Here is a 17,691-nt window from a genome sequence, read left to right as displayed (position 1 = left end):
GTTTGTTTGCCGTCATCAGGCAAACGGGAAACAGGACTGAGCGACGATGGCAAAACTGAAGATTGACGGCAACGAGATCGAAGTTCCGGATCATTTCACGCTATTGCAGGCGTGTGAGGATGCCGGTGCCGAGGTTCCGCGCTTCTGCTTCCACGAGCGCCTGTCGGTTGCCGGCAATTGCCGCATGTGCCTCGTCGAGGTAAAGGGCGGACCGCCGAAGCCGCAGGCTTCCTGCGCCATGAGCGTGCGCGATATCCGCGGCGGCCCTAACGGCGAACTGCCTGAGGTCTTCACCAACACGCCGATGGTCAAGAAGGCCCGCGAAGGCGTGATGGAATTCCTGCTGATCAACCATCCGCTGGATTGCCCGATCTGCGACCAGGGCGGCGAATGCGACCTGCAGGACCAGGCGATGGCCTTTGGTATCGACACCTCGCGCTATCAGGAAGACAAGCGCGCCGTCGAAGACAAGTATATCGGCCCGCTCGTCAAGACGGTGATGAACCGCTGCATCCACTGCACGCGCTGCGTCCGCTTCACGACCGAGGTCGCCGGCATTTCGGAACTCGGCCTGATCGGCCGCGGCGAGGATGCCGAGATCACCACCTATCTCGAACAGGCGATGACCTCCGAGCTGCAGGGCAACGTCGTCGACCTTTGCCCGGTCGGCGCGCTTACCTCGAAGCCCTTCGCCTTCACCGCGCGCCCGTGGGAATTGAACAAGACCGAATCGATCGACGTCATGGATGCCGTCGGTTCGGCGATCCGCGTCGATACCCGCGGCCGCGAAGTCATGCGCATCCTGCCGCGCGTCAATGAGACGATCAACGAAGAGTGGATCTCCGACAAGAGCCGCTTCATCTGGGACGGCCTGAAGACCCAGCGCCTCGATCGGCCTTATGTTCGCCGCGACGGCCGCCTGCAGCCCGCTACCTGGGCCGAAGCCTTCGGCGCCATCAAGGCCGCGGTCGGCGCGACCTCGGGCGACAAGATCGGCGCTATCGCCGGCGATCTCGCTTCCGTCGAGGAGATGTATGCGCTCTCCGAACTGGTGAAGTCGCTGGGGTCAGCCAATCTCGACTGTCGCCAGGATGGGGCGGCACTCGATCCGTCGCTCGGCCGTGCAAGCTACCTGTTCAACCCGACCATATCGGGCATCGACCAGGCCGATGCGCTGCTGATCATCGGCGCCAATCCGCGCTTCGAGGCCGCCATCCTCAACGCCCGCATCCGCAAGCGCTGGCGCCGCGGCAAGTTCCCGATCGGCGTGATCGGCGAGCCGGGTGAACTGCGCTACAGCTATGATTACCTCGGCGGCGGTCCCGACACGCTGAAGGATCTGGTCGACGGCACCCACGCCTTCGCCGAAGTCCTGAAGAACGCTGCCAAGCCGATGATCATCATCGGCCAGGGCGCGCTGTCGCGCACCGATGGCGCCGGCGTTCTCGCCAGTGCTGCCAAGCTCGCCGGTTCGGTCGGCGCGGTCGTCGAAGGCTGGAACGGCTTTGCCGTCCTCCATACCGCTGCCTCGCGTGTCGGCGGCCTCGATCTCGGCTTCGTGCCGGGCACCAAGGGCGTCAACGCTGCCGAGATGCTGACGGCGATGGACGTGCTCTTCCTGCTCGGTGCCGACGAACTCGACTTCACCGCCAAGAAGGCCAAGCTCACCGTCTATATCGGCTCGCATGGCGACAACGGCGCACACCATGCCGACGTCATCCTGCCGGCGGCAGCCTATACCGAAAAGTCCGGCACCTGGGTCAACACCGAGGGCCGCGTCCAGATGGGCAATCGCGCAGGTTTTGCGCCGGGTGACGCCCGCGAGGACTGGGCGATCATCCGTGCCCTTTCCGACGTGCTCGGCAAGAAGCTTCCCTTCGATTCGTTGAGTGAATTGCGTGTCCGCCTCTATGCCGCTTTCCCGCATTTCGCCGCCATCGACGAGATCGCCGAAACCGATAGCGCCCAAATTGCCGCAGTTGCGAAAAAAGCCGGCAAGATGAACAAATCCGGGTTTGCGTCGCCGGTGAAAGACTTCTATTTGACGAACCCGATAGCGCGTGCCTCGGCTGTCATGGCGGAGTGCTCGGCATTGGCCCGCAACAACTTCAAAGTCGCGGCAGAGTAAGGGCAGGGGACTATGGATTCTTTCTTTTCGACCTATGTCTGGCCGGCGATCATCATGATCGGTCAGTCGCTGCTGCTGCTCGTCTGCCTGCTCGTCTTCATCGCCTACGTGCTGCTCGCCGACCGCAAGATCTGGGCGGCCGTGCAGCTGCGCCGCGGGCCGAACGTCGTCGGTCCCTTCGGCCTGTTTCAGTCCTTCGCCGACCTTTTGAAGTTCGTCTTCAAGGAGCCGATCATTCCGGCCGGCGCCAACAAGGCGGTGTTCCTGCTTGCCCCGCTGGTGACGGTGCTTCTGGCGCTGTCCACCTGGGCGGTGGTGCCGCTGGCCGACGGATGGGTGATCGCCAACATCAATGTCGGCATCCTCTATATTTTCGCGATCTCCTCGCTCGAGGTTTACGGCATCATCATGGGCGGCTGGGCTTCGAACTCGAAGTATCCGTTCCTCGGCGCGTTGCGCTCGGCGGCACAGATGGTGTCCTATGAAGTCTCGATCGGCTTTGTCATCGTCACCGTGCTTCTCTGCGTCGGCTCGCTGAATCTGACCGATATCGTCAATGCGCAGCATACCGGCCTCGGCACCATGCTCGGCCTGCCGGCGTCGTTCCTCGACTGGCACTGGCTGTCGCTCTTCCCGATGTTCATCATCTTCTTCATTTCGGCACTCGCCGAGACGAACCGTCCGCCCTTCGACCTTCCGGAAGCTGAATCGGAACTCGTTGCCGGCTTCATGGTCGAATACGGCTCCTCGCCCTACATGATGTTCATGCTCGGCGAATATGCGGCCGTCTGCCTGATGTGCGCGCTGACGACGATCCTCTTCCTCGGCGGCTGGCTGCCCCCGGTCGATATCTGGATCCTCAACTGGGTCCCAGGCATCATCTGGTTCACGCTGAAGGCCTGCCTGGTGTTCTTCATGTTCGCGATGGTCAAGGCCTTCGTTCCGCGCTACCGCTACGACCAGCTCATGCGCCTCGGCTGGAAGGTCTTCCTGCCGCTGTCGCTCGCCATGGTCGTCATCGTTGCATTCGTGCTGAAACTGACGGGTTGGGCATGATCATGCCCGCTCTTGTTTCCGGCAAAATTGGAGGTTGAAGATGGCAAGCTTGTCCGGCTCCATCAGCTCGCTGTTTCTCAAGGAATTCGTCGGCGCGTTCTTTCTGTCGATGCGCTATTTCTTCCGCCAGAAGGCGACGATCAACTATCCCTTCGAAAAAGGCCCGGTCTCCCCGCGTTTCCGCGGCGAGCATGCGCTGCGCCGTTATCCGAACGGCGAGGAACGCTGCATCGCCTGCAAGCTCTGCGAGGCGATCTGTCCTGCCCAGGCGATCACCATCGAGGCGGGTCCCCGCCGCAATGACGGCACGCGCCGTACGGTGCGCTACGACATCGACATGGTGAAGTGCATCTATTGCGGCTTCTGCCAGGAAGCCTGCCCGGTCGACGCGATCGTCGAAGGCCCGAATTTCGAATTTGCGACGGAAACCCGCGAAGAGCTCTATTTCGACAAGGCGCGGCTTCTGGATAACGGAGACCGGTGGGAGCGCGAAATCGCTCGCAACATCGCGATCGACTCGCCGTACCGCTGATTGAGATTTTGAAATGCCGCGATGGAGCACAGGTGCTCCTGTCGCGGTCAACATGCACAGGAGCTTTACCGGTTAGCGCCAGGGAAAGCTCCATCGGGCAGGGAAACTCCCGGCTGCCCGGGGGAAGATGAAAAAGGCACCAACATGGGTCTGCAGGCTCTATTTTTCTATCTTTTCGCCTTTGTCGCGGTGGCGTCGGCGTTCATGGTCATCTGGGCGAAGAACCCGGTTCACTCGGTTCTCTTCCTGATCCTGGTGTTCTTCAATGCGGCTGGCCTCTTCCTGCTGCTCGGTGCCGAATTCCTGGCGATGATCCTGCTTGTCGTCTATGTCGGCGCCGTCGCCGTGCTCTTCCTCTTCGTGGTGATGATGCTCGATATCGACTTCACCGAACTGAGGGCCGGCGTTCTCGAATATGCGCCGATCGGCGGGCTGATCGGGGTGATCCTCGCAGCCGAACTGATCGTCGTCATCGGTGGCAGCGTCATCTCGCCTGAGATCGCCAAATCAGTCGCCATGCCGATCCCGGCGCTGAGCGAGCGCACCAATACCGCCGCTCTCGGCGACGTGCTCTACACCAACTACGTCTATTTCTTCCAGATCGCCGGTCTGGTGCTGCTGGTCGCCATGATCGGCGCGATCGTGCTGACGTTGAGGCATCGCACCAACATCAAGCGGCAGAATATTCCCAGGCAGGTTGCCCGCACGCCCGCCACCGCCGTCGAGGTGGTTTCGGTCAAGCCCGGGCAGGGCGTCTAAAGGCAGGTCAAGGAACAAAGAACATGGTCATCGGACTTTCCCACTACCTGACGGTCAGCGCCATCCTCTTCACGCTCGGCGTCTTCGGCATCTTCCTGAACCGGAAAAACGTCATCGTCATCCTGATGTCGATCGAACTGATCCTGCTCGCCGTCAACATCAACATGGTCGCCTTCTCCTCCTTCCTGAACGACATCGTCGGGCAGGTCTTCGCGCTGTTCATCCTGACGGTCGCGGCTGCCGAAGCGGCGATCGGTCTTGCAATTCTCGTTGTCTTCTACCGCAACCGCGGCTCGATCGCGGTCGAAGACGTCAATATGATGAAGGGCTGAGTGGCTCATGTTCCTCTATAAGGCTATCGTCTTTCTTCCCTTGATCGGTGCAATCGTCGCCGGCCTTTTTGGCCGCTCGATCGGCGCCAAGGCTTCGGAATATGTCACCAGCGGCCTGATGATCATCGCCGCCATCCTGTCTTGGGTTGTCTTCTTCACCGTCGGCATGGGCCATGCCGAAGGTGGCCCGATCAAGGTCGAGGTGCTGCGCTGGATCCAGTCCGGCGGCATCGACGTCTCCTGGTCGCTGCGCGTGGATACGCTGACCTCCGTCATGCTGATCGTCGTCAACACGGTCTCGACGCTGGTGCATGTCTATTCGATCGGCTACATGCATACCGATCCGCATCGCCCGCGCTTCTTCGCCTATCTCTCGCTCTTCACCTTCGCCATGCTGATGCTGGTGACCGCTGACAACCTTGCCCAGATGTTCTTCGGTTGGGAAGGCGTCGGTCTCGCCTCCTATCTGCTGATCGGCTTCTGGTTCAAGAAGCCGTCGGCGACGGCTGCGGCAATGAAGGCCTTCATCGTCAACCGCGTCGGCGACTTCGGCTTCGTGCTCGGCATTGCCGGCGTCTTCGTGCTGTTCGGCTCGATCAATCTCGACACGATCTTCGCCAATGCCTCGAACTTCGCTCCGCATGAAGGCGGCGGCGAAGCGGGCGAGGTGTTCCTCAATCTCTTCGGCATGCAGCTCGACAAGGCGCATGCGCTGACCGGCATCTGCCTGCTGCTCTTCATGGGCGCGATGGGCAAGTCGGCGCAGTTCCTGCTGCACACCTGGCTGCCTGACGCCATGGAAGGCCCGACCCCGGTCTCGGCTCTCATCCATGCCGCCACCATGGTCACCGCCGGCGTCTTCCTCGTCGCCCGCATGTCGCCGCTCTTCGAACTGTCGCCGGATGCGCTGGTTGTCGTTACCGTGATCGGCGCCATCACCGCCTTCTTCGCGGCAACCGTCGGCCTCGTGCAGAACGACATCAAGCGCGTCATCGCCTATTCCACCTGCTCGCAGCTCGGCTACATGTTCGTGGCGCTCGGGGTAGGGGCCTATGGCGCGGCGATCTTCCATCTCTTCACCCACGCCTTCTTCAAGGCGCTGCTCTTCCTCTGCGCCGGTTCGGTCATCCATGCCGTCGATGGCGAGCAGGACATGCGCTACATGGGCGGCTTGCGGCCGCATATTAAGTGGACGTTCCGTATGATGATTGTCGGTACGCTGGCAATCACCGGCGTCGGCATTCCTTTCACACCATTCGGTCTTGCCGGCTTCTATTCGAAGGACGTGATCATCGAGGCGACCTATGCTTCGCATTCGGCGGTCTCGGGCTTTGCCTTCTCGCTGCTGGTTATCGCGGCTCTGTTCACCAGCTTCTATTCCTGGCGCCTGATCTTCATGACCTTCTATGGAAAGCCGCGCGCCTCGCACGAGGTGATGCACCACGTCCACGAGTCGCCCCAGGTCATGCTGGTGCCGCTCTATCTCCTCGCAATTGGAGCAGTTTTCGCCGGCTACTTCTTCGAGGGCCGGTTCTACGGCGAGGAATATGCCGAGTTCTGGAAGGGTGCGCTCTTTACCGGCGCCGAGAACGAACTGGTCGAAGAGTTCCACCATGTGCCGGCGCTTGTGGCTTTGAGCCCCTTCATCGCCATGGTGCTCGGCTTCGTCACCGCCTGGTACATGTATATCCGCTCGCCGCAGACGCCGCGTATCCTGGCGCAGCAGCACCGCGTGCTCTACCAGTTCCTGCTGAACAAGTGGTATTTCGACGAACTCTACGACTTCCTCTTCGTCCGCACCGCCAAGGCGCTCGGCCGCTTCCTGTGGAAGAAGGGTGATGTCGGCGTCATCGACACCTACGGCCCGAACGGCGTCGCCGCCCGCGTCGTCGCCGTCACCGATCGTGTGGTTCGCCTGCAGACCGGTTACCTCTATCACTACGCCTTCGCCATGCTGATCGGCATTGCGGCGCTCGTTACCTGGATGATGCTCGGGAGTTCCTTCTGATGACCGATTGGCCTATTCTTTCAACGGTCACCTTCCTGCCGCTGGTCGGCGTGGTGCTCCTGCTACTGATGAACGGTGAGAGCGAAACCGGCCGGAAGAACGTGCTGTGGATCTCGCTGATCACCACCGTCTTCACCTTCGTCGTTTCGCTCTTCATCTGGACCGGCTTCGACAATGCCAATCCGGGCTTCCAGATGCTCGAAAAGCGTGACTGGCTCGGCACCGGCATCGGCTACCACGTCGGCGTCGACGGCATCTCGATGCTGTTTGTCATCCTGTCGACCTTCCTCATGCCCTTCTGCGTGCTGGCGAGCTGGCTCTCGATCGAGAAGCGCCTGAAGGAATATATGATCGCCTTCCTCATCCTCGAAACGATGATGATCGGCGTCTTCGTCTCGCTCGATATCGTGCTCTTCTACGTCTTCTTCGAGGCGGGCCTCATTCCGATGTTCCTGATCATCGGCGTCTGGGGCGGCAAGGACCGCGTCTATGCGAGCTACAAGTTCTTCCTCTATACGCTGCTCGGCTCGGTGCTGATGCTGCTCGCCATCATGGCGATGTACTGGCAGGCCGGCACGACCGATATCACCGCGCTGCTTGCCTACAAGTTCCCGCCGGCGCTGCAGACTTGGTTATGGCTTGCCTTCTTCGCCTCCTTCGCGGTGAAGATGCCGATGTGGCCGGTCCATACCTGGCTTCCCGATGCCCACGTTCAGGCGCCGACGGCAGGTTCGGTGATCCTGGCCGGCGTGCTGCTGAAACTCGGCGGCTACGGTCTCATCCGCTTCTCGCTCGGCATGTTCCCGGTGGCGTCCGATTATTTCGCGCCGCTCGTCTTCGCCATGTCTGTCATCGCCATCATCTATACCTCTCTGGTGGCGATGATGCAGGACGATATCAAGAAGCTGATCGCCTATTCCTCCGTGGCGCACATGGGCTACGTGACCATGGGCATCTTTGCCGCCAACATGCAGGGCGTCCAGGGCTCGATCTTCCAGATGCTCTCGCACGGCATCGTCTCCGGCGCGCTCTTCCTCTGCGTCGGCGTCGTCTACGACCGTACCCACACCCGCGAGATCAACGCCTATGGCGGCCTCGTCAACAACATGCCGAAATATGCCGTGGCGATGATGGTCTTCACCATGGCCAATGTCGGGCTTCCCGGCACGTCGGGCTTCATCGGTGAATTCCTGACACTGATCGGCGTCTTCCGGGTCAACACTTGGGTAGCGCTCTTTGCCGCCTCTGGGGTCATTCTCTCGGCCGCCTACGCGCTTTGGCTTTATCGCCGGGTGATCTTCGGCGCGCTGGAGAAGGAGAAGCTGAAGGCGCTGCTCGATCTTTCCAGACGCGAACAGTTGATCCTCTACCCGCTGGTCGCGCTGACCATCTTCTTCGGCGTTTATCCGGCTCCGGTCTTCGATGCGACGGCCGCCTCGGTGGATCTGCTGGTCAACAACTACACGGCCGCCGTGCACGCAGCGCAGAATGTTGCGCTGTCTATGAAATGATGACGGGACTTATTGGACATGACCGCTGAAACAATTCTCCTCAGTCTGCATCTTTCCGCGCCGGAGCTCATCCTCGCGGTCGGCGCCCTTGTCCTGTTGATGGTCGGCGTCTTCTCAGGCGAGCGGTCGGGCCTTGTCGTCACCGGCTTGGCCATCGTCCTGCTCCTGGCCTCCGGCCTGTGGCTGCTCTTCGTGCCGGCAGAAGGCCTTGCCTATGGCGGCGTCTACATGGCCGACGGCTTCTCGCGCTTCATGAAGCTGGTGGCGCTCATCGGTTCGCTGGTTGCCATGTTCATGTCGATCGGCCACGCCCGCGAAAATCAGCTCGACAAGTTCGAGTTCCCGGTTCTCCTGGTGCTTGCGACCCTCGGCATCCTGCTGATGATCTCGGCCAACGACCTGATCTCGCTCTATCTCGCGCTGGAACTGCAGTCGCTGGCGCTTTATGTCGTCGCCGCGATCAACCGCGACAGCCTGAAGTCGACCGAAGCCGGCCTGAAATATTTCGTCCTCGGCGCGCTTTCCTCCGGCATGCTGCTCTACGGCATGTCGCTGGTCTATGGCTTCACCGGCCACACCCACTTCTCCGAGATTGCCCAGGCGCTGTCCGTCGAGGGTGCGCGTTCGCTCGGCCTGATTTTCGGCCTGGTCTTCATCCTCGCTGGCATCGCCTTCAAGATCTCTGCCGTTCCCTTCCACATGTGGACGCCGGATGTTTATGAAGGCGCGCCTACACCGGTCACCGCCTTCCTTGCCGCAGCACCCAAGGTCGCCGCCATGGCGATGATGACCCGCATCGTCATCACTGCCTTCCAGCCGGTTCTGGCGGACTGGCAGCAGGTCGTCGTCTTCATCTCGATCGCCTCGATGCTGCTCGGCTCGTTTGCGGCGATCGGCCAGAAGAACATCAAGCGGCTGATGGCTTATTCCTCGATCGGTCATATGGGTTATGCGCTGGTCGGCCTTGCCGCCGGCAACCAGACCGGCGTCACCGGCGTTATGCTTTACATGGTCATCTACATGGTCATGACGCTCGGCAGCTTTGCGATCATCATGTCGATGCGCCGCAAGGACGGCACCGTCGTCGAGGAGGTCAACGATCTCGCCGGCCTCTCCACAACGAACCCGTTCATGGCCGTGGTGCTGACGGCGCTGATGTTCTCGCTCGCCGGCATCCCGCCGCTCGCCGGCTTCTTCGCGAAGTACTTCGTCTTCGTTGCCGCCATCGAGGCCAAGCTCTATGCGCTCGCCATCATCGGCGTTCTCGCCTCGGTCGTCGGCGCTTACTACTATCTGCGTGTCATCAAGCTGATGTGGTTCGATGAGGCGACCGGCGAATTCGCCCGTGTCTCCGGAACGCTGCGTCTGGTCTTCGGTCTCTCCGGTCTCTTCGTCACCGCCTATGTCCTCATCGGCGGCCCGATCGGTGGCGCGGCAGAGCTTGCCGCTGCGACGCTCTTTTGATGGCTTCCGACAGACGGCGCCGGATATCGCTCGGCGATTTCAGGCACGAGGCTCTGTCGGAAACATCGTCTACCAACAGCGAATGCCTCGCCCGGGCTCGGGCGGGCGATGGCGGCAATCTCTGGGTGACCGCCGAGAGGCAGACGGGCGGCCGCGGCCGCCGCGGCAGGCTCTGGGTTTCCGAGCGCGGCAATCTCTACGCTTCTCTTCTTCTGATCGACCCGGCCCCGATGGAGCGCCTGGGCTCTCTGCCGCTGGCGATCGCCGTTGCGGTTCATCAGGCGATCCGCCGGGTGCTGCCGCCCGGTGCCGAACCGCTCGAGGTCAAATGGCCGAACGATATCCTCATCGGTCGAAAGAAGACCTGCGGCATTCTCGTCGAAGGTGAGGGGCTGCCGGACGGACGTTACGCGCTGATCGTCGGCATTGGCATCAATATCTCTGTGATGCCGGACAATCCGCTTTACCCGGTCACCTGCCTGCGCCAGCAGGGAAGCGCGGCTTCGCCGGAGGAACTCTTCGCGCACCTCTTCGCCGCCACGGCGGAAGTGCTTGAAATATGGGACCAGGGCCGCGGCATCGGCGAGATCACGGCGCTCTGGCGCGCGATCGCCTGCGGCATCGGCGAAAAGATTACGGTGAATTTGCCGGACAGATCGATTTCCGGACAATTCGCGGGAATTGATGATAATGGCTTGTTGATGCTCGATACCGGCGCTGGCAGGATAATGCCCATTGCTGCCGGTGATGTGTTTTTTGGATAGCGGAACAAACGAAAATTATGGCGAAACAGGACGAACTGGTATTCCTGCCTCTGGGCGGCGTTGGCGAGATAGGCATGAATCTCGCTCTCTATGGCTACGGCCCGCCCGAGCATCGCCAGTGGATCATGGTCGATTGTGGCGTCACTTTTCCGGGGCCTGACCTGCCGGGTGTCGACCTCGTTTTGCCCGATATCCGCTTCCTCGCCAGCGAACGAAAGAACCTCAAGGCGATCATCATCACCCATGCGCATGAAGACCATTATGGTGCGCTCGCCGACCTCTGGCCCGGCCTCAACGTGCCGGTCTATGCCTCTGGCTTTACATCAGGCCTGCTCGAAGCCAAGCGCAATTTCGAGAAGGCGACGATCGGCGAAGTGCCGGTGACGCCGTTCAAGGCAGGCGATACGATCAATGTCGGCCCCTTCAGCATCGAAGGTGTGGCCGTCAACCATTCGATCCCCGAGCCGATGTCGCTGATGATCCGCACGCCGGTCGGCAATGTCATCCATACCGGCGACTGGAAGATCGACCACGAGCCTTCGCTCGGCCCCCTAACCGATGAGACACGTTTCCGCCAACTCGGCGACGAGGGCGTGCTGGCGCTGATGTGCGATTCCACCAATGCGTTGCGCGACGGTGTTTCGCCCTCCGAGAAGGATGTGTCCGAAAGCCTGCGTAAGATCATCGAGAATGCCGAGGGCCGGGTGGCGATCACCACCTTCTCGTCGAATGTCGGGCGCATCCGTACCGTTGCCGAGGCTGCCGAGGCGGCAGGCCGTGAAGTGCTGCTGCTCGGCAGTTCGCTGAAGCGCGTCGTCAACGTCGCCCAGGACATCGGCCTGATGGAAGGCGTGAAGCCCTTCATCTCCGAGGACGAATACGGCTATATCCCGCGCGACAAGGTGGTCGTCATCCTGACCGGCAGCCAGGGCGAGGCGCGGGCAGCACTTGCCAAGCTCTCCCGCGACGAGATGCGCAATGTGGCGTTTGCGGCAGGCGATATCGTCGTCTTTTCCTCGCGCGCCATTCCCGGCAACGAGAAGGCGATCCAGGACATCAAGAACGGCCTCGTCGAGCAAGGTGTGCACATCATCACCGATACCGAGGCGCTGGTCCACGTTTCAGGCCATCCGCGCCGCAACGAGTTGCAGAGGATGTACGAGTGGACGCGGCCGAAGATCGTCGTGCCGGTGCACGGCGAGGCGACGCATCTGACGGCGCACAAGGAACTTGCCGAGCAATCCGGCATCGCCGTGGTGCCGCGCGTGCGCAACGGCGATATCCTACGGCTGGCGCCCGGTCCCGTCGAGGTGATCGGCGAGGCGCCGCATGGCCGCATCTATAAGGACGGCACGCTGATCGGCGATTTCGACGAGATGGGTATCGGCGAGCGCAAGAAGCTCTCCTATGTCGGCCATGTCGCTGTTAACGTCGTGCTCGACGCCCGCTATGACATCGTCGGCGATCCCGATCTCGTTTCGATCGGCCTGCCGGTATATGACGACGAGGGCGAGGAGATGGAGGACACCCTCTTCGACGCCGCGATCAGCGCCATCGAGAGCATTCCGCGCGCCCGTCGCAAGGATATCGATATGCTGCAGGAGGCCGTGCGCCGCGCCATTCGCTCTGCTGCGAACCAGGCCTGGGGCAAGAAGCCCGTCGTCACCGCCTTCGTCACCAGGGTCTGACCATGCTCGGCCGGGTCAACCATATCGCCATCGCCGTGCCCGACCTGGCCGCGGCGACGGCGGCCTATCGCGATAGGCTGGGTGCTGCCGTATCGCAGCCGCAGGCTCTGCCGGAGCATGGCGTCACCGTCGTTTTCGTCGAATTGCCGAACACCAAGGTCGAATTGCTGCAGCCGCTCGGCGATACTTCGCCGATCGCAGCCTTCCTCGAAAAGAACCCATCCGGCGGCATGCACCACATCTGCTACGAGGTGGACGATATTCTTCTCGCCCGTGACCGACTGGTAGAGGCGGGTGCCAGGGTGCTCGGCGACGGCCAGCCGAAAACCGGCGCGCATGGCAATCCGGTGCTCTTTCTGCATCCCAAGGATTTCTTCGGCACGCTGATCGAACTCGAACAGGCCTGAGCCTGCGGCAGAGTGATAGCCCTGCTGCGGCAGAGTGACCAGAAGGCGGTTAAACGCTTCGCCTGCTTTGAGTTGGTCGCCATTCCGCCGTATAAGGACGCGATATCAGCGCGGCATCAACGGGAACCATAATGCTCCAGATCTTTCTTCAGGGATTTGCCGTCTACTTCATCATCTGGTGGATGACGCTTTTTGCCGTCCTGCCGATCGGCCTGCGCACCCAGGCGGACGACAACGACGTGGTGCTCGGCACCGTTCCGAGCGCGCCCACCCGGTTTCGCGCTGCTTTCGTGTTTTCACTGACGACGCTGATTTCGGCTCTGATCTACGGCCTATGGTATGTCTGCGACACCTATTTCGGCTGGGGCTTCGACGCACTGCCGCAACTCGGCCCCAGCTTCTATTGAACTGTGGCTTTTGCTCAAACTTTGAGCAGATGCAAGCTTAATGAAAGCGAACTTCGTCATACCAGCGTCATGCTGTTGCGGCAAAGAGCTCGCGTAACGGAATGAGGATCATCCCGTTACGGAAGTCGGCGGGACTTTTGGATGGGGCGAGGCCGAAATGCCAAAAAAAAACAAGGCTAAAAGCCTTGTTTTAAGTATCGCGTGATCTGTAACCGTTGCCGGGGCTGCGACGAGCGCGCCTAAGATCTGATCCTCCCAAGACTTGACCGCGAATTCGGCAAGAATTTAACTCCCTGCCTGTTTTGTGAGCTAAAACTAGCTCAAACATTGGGCTTTGTCATCAGCTTTTTTTGCATTTTTGCTACACTCTAGCAAAATTTTTCTGTTGACAAGATTTTCGTTCAAGTCCTTATAAACACGCGCTTTTTCACGCCCTTCCATTTTGCGGGTGCGAACATGCGCTTCCGGGAGGTTGCCGACATCCGTTGCGGGTTTCCTTCCTGCCGCGAAGCGGCTATGAACGCTCCCACATCAACACTCGCCTTCGATTCCGCCTGCCGCGGGATCTCAACTGCTCCGGAATCCGCCATGCGTCTGTCCCGTTATTTCATGCCCATCCTCAAGGAAAATCCCAAGGAGGCGGAAATCGTCTCGCACCGGCTGATGCTGCGCGCCGGCATGATCCGCCAGCAGTCACAGGGCATCTATTCCTGGTTGCCGCTGGGCAAACGCGTGTTGGACAAGGTCAACGCCATTATCCGCGAGGAGCAGAACCGTGCCGGCGCCATCGAGCTTTCGATGCCGACCCTGCAATCGGCCGAGCTCTGGCAGGAAAGCGGCCGCTATGACGCCTACGGCAAGGAGATGCTGCGCATCAAGGACCGTCAGGATCGGCCGATGCTCTACGGCCCCACCAACGAAGAGATGGTGACGGATATTTTCCGCTCCTCCATCAAGTCCTACAAGGACCTGCCGCTTAATCTCTATCATATCCAGCTGAAGTTCCGTGACGAGATCCGTCCGCGCTTCGGCACCATGCGCTCGCGCGAATTCATGATGAAGGATGCCTATTCCTTCGATCTGACGCGCGAAGGGGCGGAGCATTCCTATAACAAGATGTTCGCCGCCTATCTCAGAACCTTCGACCGGCTCGGCCTGCGCGCCATACCGATGCGCGCCGACACCGGCCCGATCGGCGGCAAGCTCAGCCATGAATTCATCATCCTCGCCGACACGGGCGAATCCGAGGTCTTCTGCCATAAGGATTTCGTCGATTTCGATATTCCTGGTGAACATACCGATTTCGACAGTGTCGAGGGTTTGCAGGCGATCTTCGACAAGTGGACCTCGCTCTATGCGGCGACCTCGGAAATGCACGACGAGGCGGCCTTCAACGCCGTTCCCGAAGGCGACCGCCTGTCGGCACGCGGCATCGAGGTCGGCCATATCTTCTATTTCGGCACGAAATATTCCGAGCCGATGGGCGCGAAAGTGCAGGGACCTGATGGCAAGGAACACTTCGTTCACATGGGTTCCTACGGTATCGGCCCGACACGCCTTGTTCCCGCCATCATCGAAGCATCGCATGATGATAACGGAATCATCTGGCCGGCATCGGTCGCGCCCTTCGATATCGTTGTGATCAACATGAAGGCGGGCGATCAGGCCTGCGACGATACCTGCGAGCTGATCTATGCCGCGCTGACCAAGGCCGGCAAGGATGTGCTCTACGACGATACCGACGACCGGGCCGGCACCAAATTCGCGACCGCCGACTTGATCGGTGTGCCTGTCCAGATCATCGCCGGCCCGCGCGCGGTCGCAAACGGCGAAGTTGAGGTGAAAGACCGCAAGACCGGCGCCCGCGAAACGATGACCATCGAAGCGGCGATCAATCGGTTTGTGGCTTAGGAAACGGAGGCGAAATGGCAGAGGCAGCAGTGGACCGGAGTTCAAAATCCGGCTTGGGTCCGGCTGGCAAGCCATTTTCCACCTTTGAACGCCTCGTGGCGTGGCGTTATCTGCGCGCCCGCCGCAAGGAGGCCTTCATTTCAGTCATCGCCGGCTTCTCCTTCGTCGGCATCATGCTGGGTGTTGCGACGCTGATCATCGTCATGGCCGTGATGAACGGCTTCCGCACCGAACTCGTCTCGCGTATTCTCGGCATCAACGGCCACATGATCGTCCAGCCGGTCGACGGCCCCTTCACCGATTATCCTGTCCTCAGCGGCAAGCTCGCCGCCGTACCCGGCATCAAGATGGCGCTACCCCTGGTGGAAGGCCAGGTGCTCGCCTCCGCCCAGGCCGGCGGCAGCACCGGTGCGCTGGTGCGTGGCGCGCGCGCCGAGGACCTGACCAAGCTCAAGACGATCTCCGACAACATCAAATCAGGCGACATGGTGGGTTATGCCTCCGGCGAAGGCGTGCTGATCGGCACCCGCATGGCCGACCAGCTCGGTCTGCGCGTCGGCGACCTCATCACGCTGACCTCGCCGGAAGGCGACATCACGCCGATGGGCGTCAATCCGCGCATCAAGTCCTACAAGATCTCAGGGCTCTTCGAGATCGGCATGTCGGAATATGACTCCTCGATCATCTTCATGCCGCTCGAGGAAGCGCAGCTCTTTTTCAATGCCGAGGGACTGGTGCAGTCGATCGAGCTCTTCGTCGACAACCCCGACGATATTGACAATCTAAGGCCCAAGGTGGAGGAGGCAGCCGGCCGCCAGATCGCCATCACCGACTGGCGCCAGCGCAACCAGACCTTCTTCTCGGCGCTGCAGGTCGAGCGCAACGTCATGTTCATGATCCTGACGCTGATCGTGCTCGTGGCGGCTCTGAACATCATCTCCGGCCTCATCATGCTGGTGAAGGATAAGGGCAGCGATATCGCCATCCTGCGCACCATGGGCGCCAGCGCCGGTGCGATCATGCGCATCTTCTTCATGACCGGGGCGGCGATCGGCATCGTGGGTACCATTGCCGGTGTTCTGCTCGGCGTCCTCGTCTGCGTCAACATCGAATCCATCCGCCAGTTCTTCTCCTGGATCTCAGGCACCGTGCTCTTCAATCCACAGGTCTATTTCCTCAGCCAGCTGCCGGCCGAGATGGATCTCAGCGAAACGATCTCGATCGTCGTCATGGCGCTGACGCTCTCCTTCATCGCGACCATTTTCCCGGCCTGGCGTGCCTCCAGGCTCGATCCGGTGCAGGCCCTGCGCTACGAATAAGGAATGCCGCCTTCATGAATCGCAACGTCGTTCTCAAGCTTACCGGCGTCGAGCGCCAATACGGGCAGGGCCATACGCTGCTCCCGATCCTGAAGGGCGCGGATTTTTCGATGTCGAAGGGCGAGATCGTCGCTCTTGTCGCGCCCTCCGGCACCGGCAAATCGACGCTGCTGCATATCGCCGGCCTGCTGGAGCATCCGGACGGCGGTGAAGTTAACATCAACGGCCATGCCTGTGACGGCCTGAGCGACGAGAAACGCACTGCGATCCGCCGCAGTGAAATCGGCTTCGTCTACCAGTTCCATCACCTGCTGCCGGAATTCTCGGCGCTCGAAAATATCATGATGCCGCAGCTGATCGCCGGGCTGTCCTGGAAGGAAGCCGGAGAGCGGGCCGGCCAGCTTCTCGATTATATGCGCATCGGCCATCGTGGCTCGCATCGCCCGGGCGAGCTTTCCGGCGGCGAGCAGCAGCGTGTTGCGATTGCCCGTGCCGTCGCCAATGCGCCGACTCTTCTTCTTGCCGACGAGCCGACCGGCAATCTCGATCCCGAAACGGCAAGCTACGTCTTCGATGCGCTGGAAGCGTTGGTGCGCCAGTCCGGCCTTGCTGCCGTCATCGCCACCCATAATCACGAGCTCGCCCGCCGCATGGACCGGCGCGTGACGATCTCCGACGGCAAGATCGTCGATTTCTGATGCATGTCGCCCAAAAGCCTGCAGTGGTTTTGGGATAACGACATGCATAAATCAGAGACTTAATGTGCATCGCATGAATCCAGATTGACGCGATGCGCTTTAAGGCTGTGATCAGGGCACGATCAGCCCGCCGCGATAATCAAGCGCATAGGCCTTCTGGCCGCCGACCATGATGCATTCGTGGCCGCTGAACCGCTCGCAGCCGCCTTCGTTGCGATCGAGATAGCGGCCGAACGGATGGTCGAATTCCATTCCGCCAAGAAATCGGCCCTCTCGATACATCGCCGAAAGTGCAGCCTTGATCACCGTCCCGGCTACTGTGCCGTCGATGAGCTTCGGCGCGATGACGCAGCCGAAATAATTCATCGCCCAGATGGGCTCGTCGGCAAGCCACACCACCTCCTGTCCAGCGAAATCGGTGCCGCCGAAATAGCTGTCGAGATAGCGCCAGTCGCCGCGTTCGTAACCGATATCGTGGGAGCTCGGCCGGCAGGGTACGCGCGCCACGCCGCCGCCGACATAGGTCGCAGCCTTCGCCTCCACGACGAATTCGTTCAGCATCGGAATATCGAACATCTCGTTCTCCTCTTCTTGGCTGGATGCTGGCAAATATGCTGCGAGGTGTAAAGAACAAAAGAGGAACAAAGATTTGAAATAAACGGGTCGCCTCGAGGAGGCTGGCCGTCTAGGCGCCATGACCGATCTGT

Annotated in this window: 16 protein-coding genes; 15 read left to right on the top strand and 1 reads right to left on the bottom strand. The window is 60.8% G+C overall.

From position 1 onward, the window contains the following. The first annotated feature begins 46 nt into the window (after positions 1–46). From nuoG to BS629_RS13985, 15 genes are all read left to right on the top strand, one after another. Complete coding sequence (gene nuoG / locus BS629_RS14060) at positions 47–2,128, top strand: NADH-quinone oxidoreductase subunit NuoG (protein WP_018241595.1); 2,082 nt, start codon at positions 47–49, stop codon at positions 2,126–2,128. A gap of 12 nt (positions 2,129–2,140) precedes the next feature. Beyond that, on the top strand, positions 2,141–3,184 hold the full coding sequence (nuoH, locus tag BS629_RS14055) for an NADH-quinone oxidoreductase subunit NuoH (RefSeq protein WP_018241596.1): 1,044 nt from the start codon (positions 2,141–2,143) through the stop codon (positions 3,182–3,184). 40 nt (positions 3,185–3,224) lie between these two features. Beyond that, positions 3,225–3,716 (top strand): NADH-quinone oxidoreductase subunit NuoI, encoded by a 492-nt coding sequence (nuoI, locus tag BS629_RS14050; protein ID WP_003547385.1) that lies wholly within the window; start codon positions 3,225–3,227, stop codon positions 3,714–3,716. A gap of 144 nt (positions 3,717–3,860) precedes the next feature. Next, the gene (locus tag BS629_RS14045) at positions 3,861–4,475 is read left to right on the top strand and encodes an NADH-quinone oxidoreductase subunit J (RefSeq protein WP_003547387.1); all 615 of its coding nucleotides are present in this window, start codon (positions 3,861–3,863) and stop codon (positions 4,473–4,475) included. A gap of 23 nt (positions 4,476–4,498) precedes the next feature. Beyond that, complete coding sequence (gene nuoK / locus BS629_RS14040) at positions 4,499–4,807, top strand: NADH-quinone oxidoreductase subunit NuoK (protein WP_003547388.1); 309 nt, start codon at positions 4,499–4,501, stop codon at positions 4,805–4,807. A gap of 7 nt (positions 4,808–4,814) precedes the next feature. Beyond that, entirely contained in the window at positions 4,815–6,815 is a 2,001-nt protein-coding gene (gene nuoL / locus BS629_RS14035) for an NADH-quinone oxidoreductase subunit L (RefSeq protein ID WP_018241597.1), read from the top strand. Further along, complete coding sequence (locus BS629_RS14030) at positions 6,815–8,326, top strand: NADH-quinone oxidoreductase subunit M (RefSeq protein WP_018241598.1); 1,512 nt, start codon at positions 6,815–6,817, stop codon at positions 8,324–8,326. The genes nuoL and BS629_RS14030 overlap by 1 nt, the downstream gene beginning before the upstream one ends. Positions 8,327–8,344: 18 nt before the next feature. Next, positions 8,345–9,790, top strand: a complete 1,446-nt coding sequence (gene nuoN / locus BS629_RS14025; protein WP_018241599.1) for an NADH-quinone oxidoreductase subunit NuoN — start codon at positions 8,345–8,347, stop codon at positions 9,788–9,790. Then, positions 9,790–10,554, top strand: coding sequence for a biotin--[acetyl-CoA-carboxylase] ligase (locus BS629_RS14020; RefSeq protein WP_018241600.1), 765 nt, complete (start codon positions 9,790–9,792; stop codon positions 10,552–10,554). Before nuoN ends, BS629_RS14020 begins: the two co-directional genes overlap by 1 nt. Positions 10,555–10,571: 17 nt before the next feature. Beyond that, positions 10,572–12,242 (top strand): ribonuclease J, encoded by a 1,671-nt coding sequence (locus BS629_RS14015; protein ID WP_018241601.1) that lies wholly within the window; start codon positions 10,572–10,574, stop codon positions 12,240–12,242. A gap of 2 nt (positions 12,243–12,244) precedes the next feature. Further along, a complete protein-coding gene (gene mce, locus BS629_RS14010) occupies positions 12,245–12,649 on the top strand; it encodes a methylmalonyl-CoA epimerase (protein WP_018241602.1) in 405 nt (134 codons plus the stop codon). A gap of 131 nt (positions 12,650–12,780) precedes the next feature. After that, positions 12,781–13,056, top strand: coding sequence for a DUF1467 family protein (locus BS629_RS14005; protein ID WP_018241603.1), 276 nt, complete (start codon positions 12,781–12,783; stop codon positions 13,054–13,056). 588 nt (positions 13,057–13,644) lie between these two features. Then, positions 13,645–14,967 carry a proline--tRNA ligase gene (gene proS / locus BS629_RS13995; RefSeq protein ID WP_018241605.1) on the top strand — a complete coding sequence of 441 codons (1,323 nt, stop codon included), beginning with the start codon at positions 13,645–13,647 and terminating at the stop codon, positions 14,965–14,967. Between the two features lie 14 nt (positions 14,968–14,981). Beyond that, positions 14,982–16,286: a lipoprotein-releasing ABC transporter permease subunit gene (locus BS629_RS13990; RefSeq protein ID WP_018241606.1), complete on the top strand. Its 1,305-nt coding sequence runs from the start codon at positions 14,982–14,984 to the stop codon at positions 16,284–16,286. Positions 16,287–16,300: 14 nt separating this feature from the next. Beyond that, entirely contained in the window at positions 16,301–16,984 is a 684-nt protein-coding gene (locus tag BS629_RS13985) for an ABC transporter ATP-binding protein (protein WP_077988279.1), read from the top strand. Between the two features lie 111 nt (positions 16,985–17,095). Here BS629_RS13985 and BS629_RS13980 read toward each other — a convergent pair whose 3' ends face one another. Continuing rightward, positions 17,096–17,560 carry a DUF5680 domain-containing protein gene (locus BS629_RS13980; protein ID WP_018241608.1) on the bottom strand — a complete coding sequence of 155 codons (465 nt, stop codon included), beginning with the start codon at positions 17,558–17,560 and terminating at the stop codon, positions 17,096–17,098. Positions 17,561–17,691: the final 131 nt, after the last annotated feature.

This window comes from Rhizobium leguminosarum bv. viciae USDA 2370, assembly GCF_002008365.1.
Lineage (GTDB): Bacteria > Pseudomonadota > Alphaproteobacteria > Rhizobiales > Rhizobiaceae > Rhizobium > Rhizobium leguminosarum.
Note: the sequence above shows the minus strand (reverse complement) of the source record. Positions and strands in the feature narration are given on the sequence as shown.

Bases quoted from the DNA above. Each gene is read 5' to 3' on its own strand.
- BS629_RS13985 (WP_077988279.1), top strand. From the start codon at position 16,301: ATGAATCGCAACGTCGTTCTCAAGCTTACCGGCGTCGAGCGCCAATAC.
- mce (WP_018241602.1), top strand. From the start codon at position 12,245: ATGCTCGGCCGGGTCAACCATATCGCCATCGCCGTGCCCGACCTGGCC.
- BS629_RS14005 (WP_018241603.1), top strand. From the start codon at position 12,781: ATGCTCCAGATCTTTCTTCAGGGATTTGCCGTCTACTTCATCATCTGG.
- BS629_RS14020 (WP_018241600.1), top strand. From the start codon at position 9,790: ATGGCTTCCGACAGACGGCGCCGGATATCGCTCGGCGATTTCAGGCAC.
- BS629_RS14045 (WP_003547387.1), top strand. From the start codon at position 3,861: ATGGGTCTGCAGGCTCTATTTTTCTATCTTTTCGCCTTTGTCGCGGTG.
- nuoN (WP_018241599.1), top strand. From the start codon at position 8,345: ATGACCGCTGAAACAATTCTCCTCAGTCTGCATCTTTCCGCGCCGGAG.
- BS629_RS13990 (WP_018241606.1), top strand. From the start codon at position 14,982: ATGGCAGAGGCAGCAGTGGACCGGAGTTCAAAATCCGGCTTGGGTCCG.
- nuoH (WP_018241596.1), top strand. From the start codon at position 2,141: ATGGATTCTTTCTTTTCGACCTATGTCTGGCCGGCGATCATCATGATC.
- BS629_RS13980 (WP_018241608.1), bottom strand. From the start codon at position 17,560: ATGTTCGATATTCCGATGCTGAACGAATTCGTCGTGGAGGCGAAGGCT.
- BS629_RS14015 (WP_018241601.1), top strand. From the start codon at position 10,572: ATGGCGAAACAGGACGAACTGGTATTCCTGCCTCTGGGCGGCGTTGGC.
- nuoI (WP_003547385.1), top strand. From the start codon at position 3,225: ATGGCAAGCTTGTCCGGCTCCATCAGCTCGCTGTTTCTCAAGGAATTC.
- nuoL (WP_018241597.1), top strand. From the start codon at position 4,815: ATGTTCCTCTATAAGGCTATCGTCTTTCTTCCCTTGATCGGTGCAATC.
- nuoK (WP_003547388.1), top strand. From the start codon at position 4,499: ATGGTCATCGGACTTTCCCACTACCTGACGGTCAGCGCCATCCTCTTC.
- nuoG (WP_018241595.1), top strand. From the start codon at position 47: ATGGCAAAACTGAAGATTGACGGCAACGAGATCGAAGTTCCGGATCAT.
- BS629_RS14030 (WP_018241598.1), top strand. From the start codon at position 6,815: ATGACCGATTGGCCTATTCTTTCAACGGTCACCTTCCTGCCGCTGGTC.
- proS (WP_018241605.1), top strand. From the start codon at position 13,645: ATGCGTCTGTCCCGTTATTTCATGCCCATCCTCAAGGAAAATCCCAAG.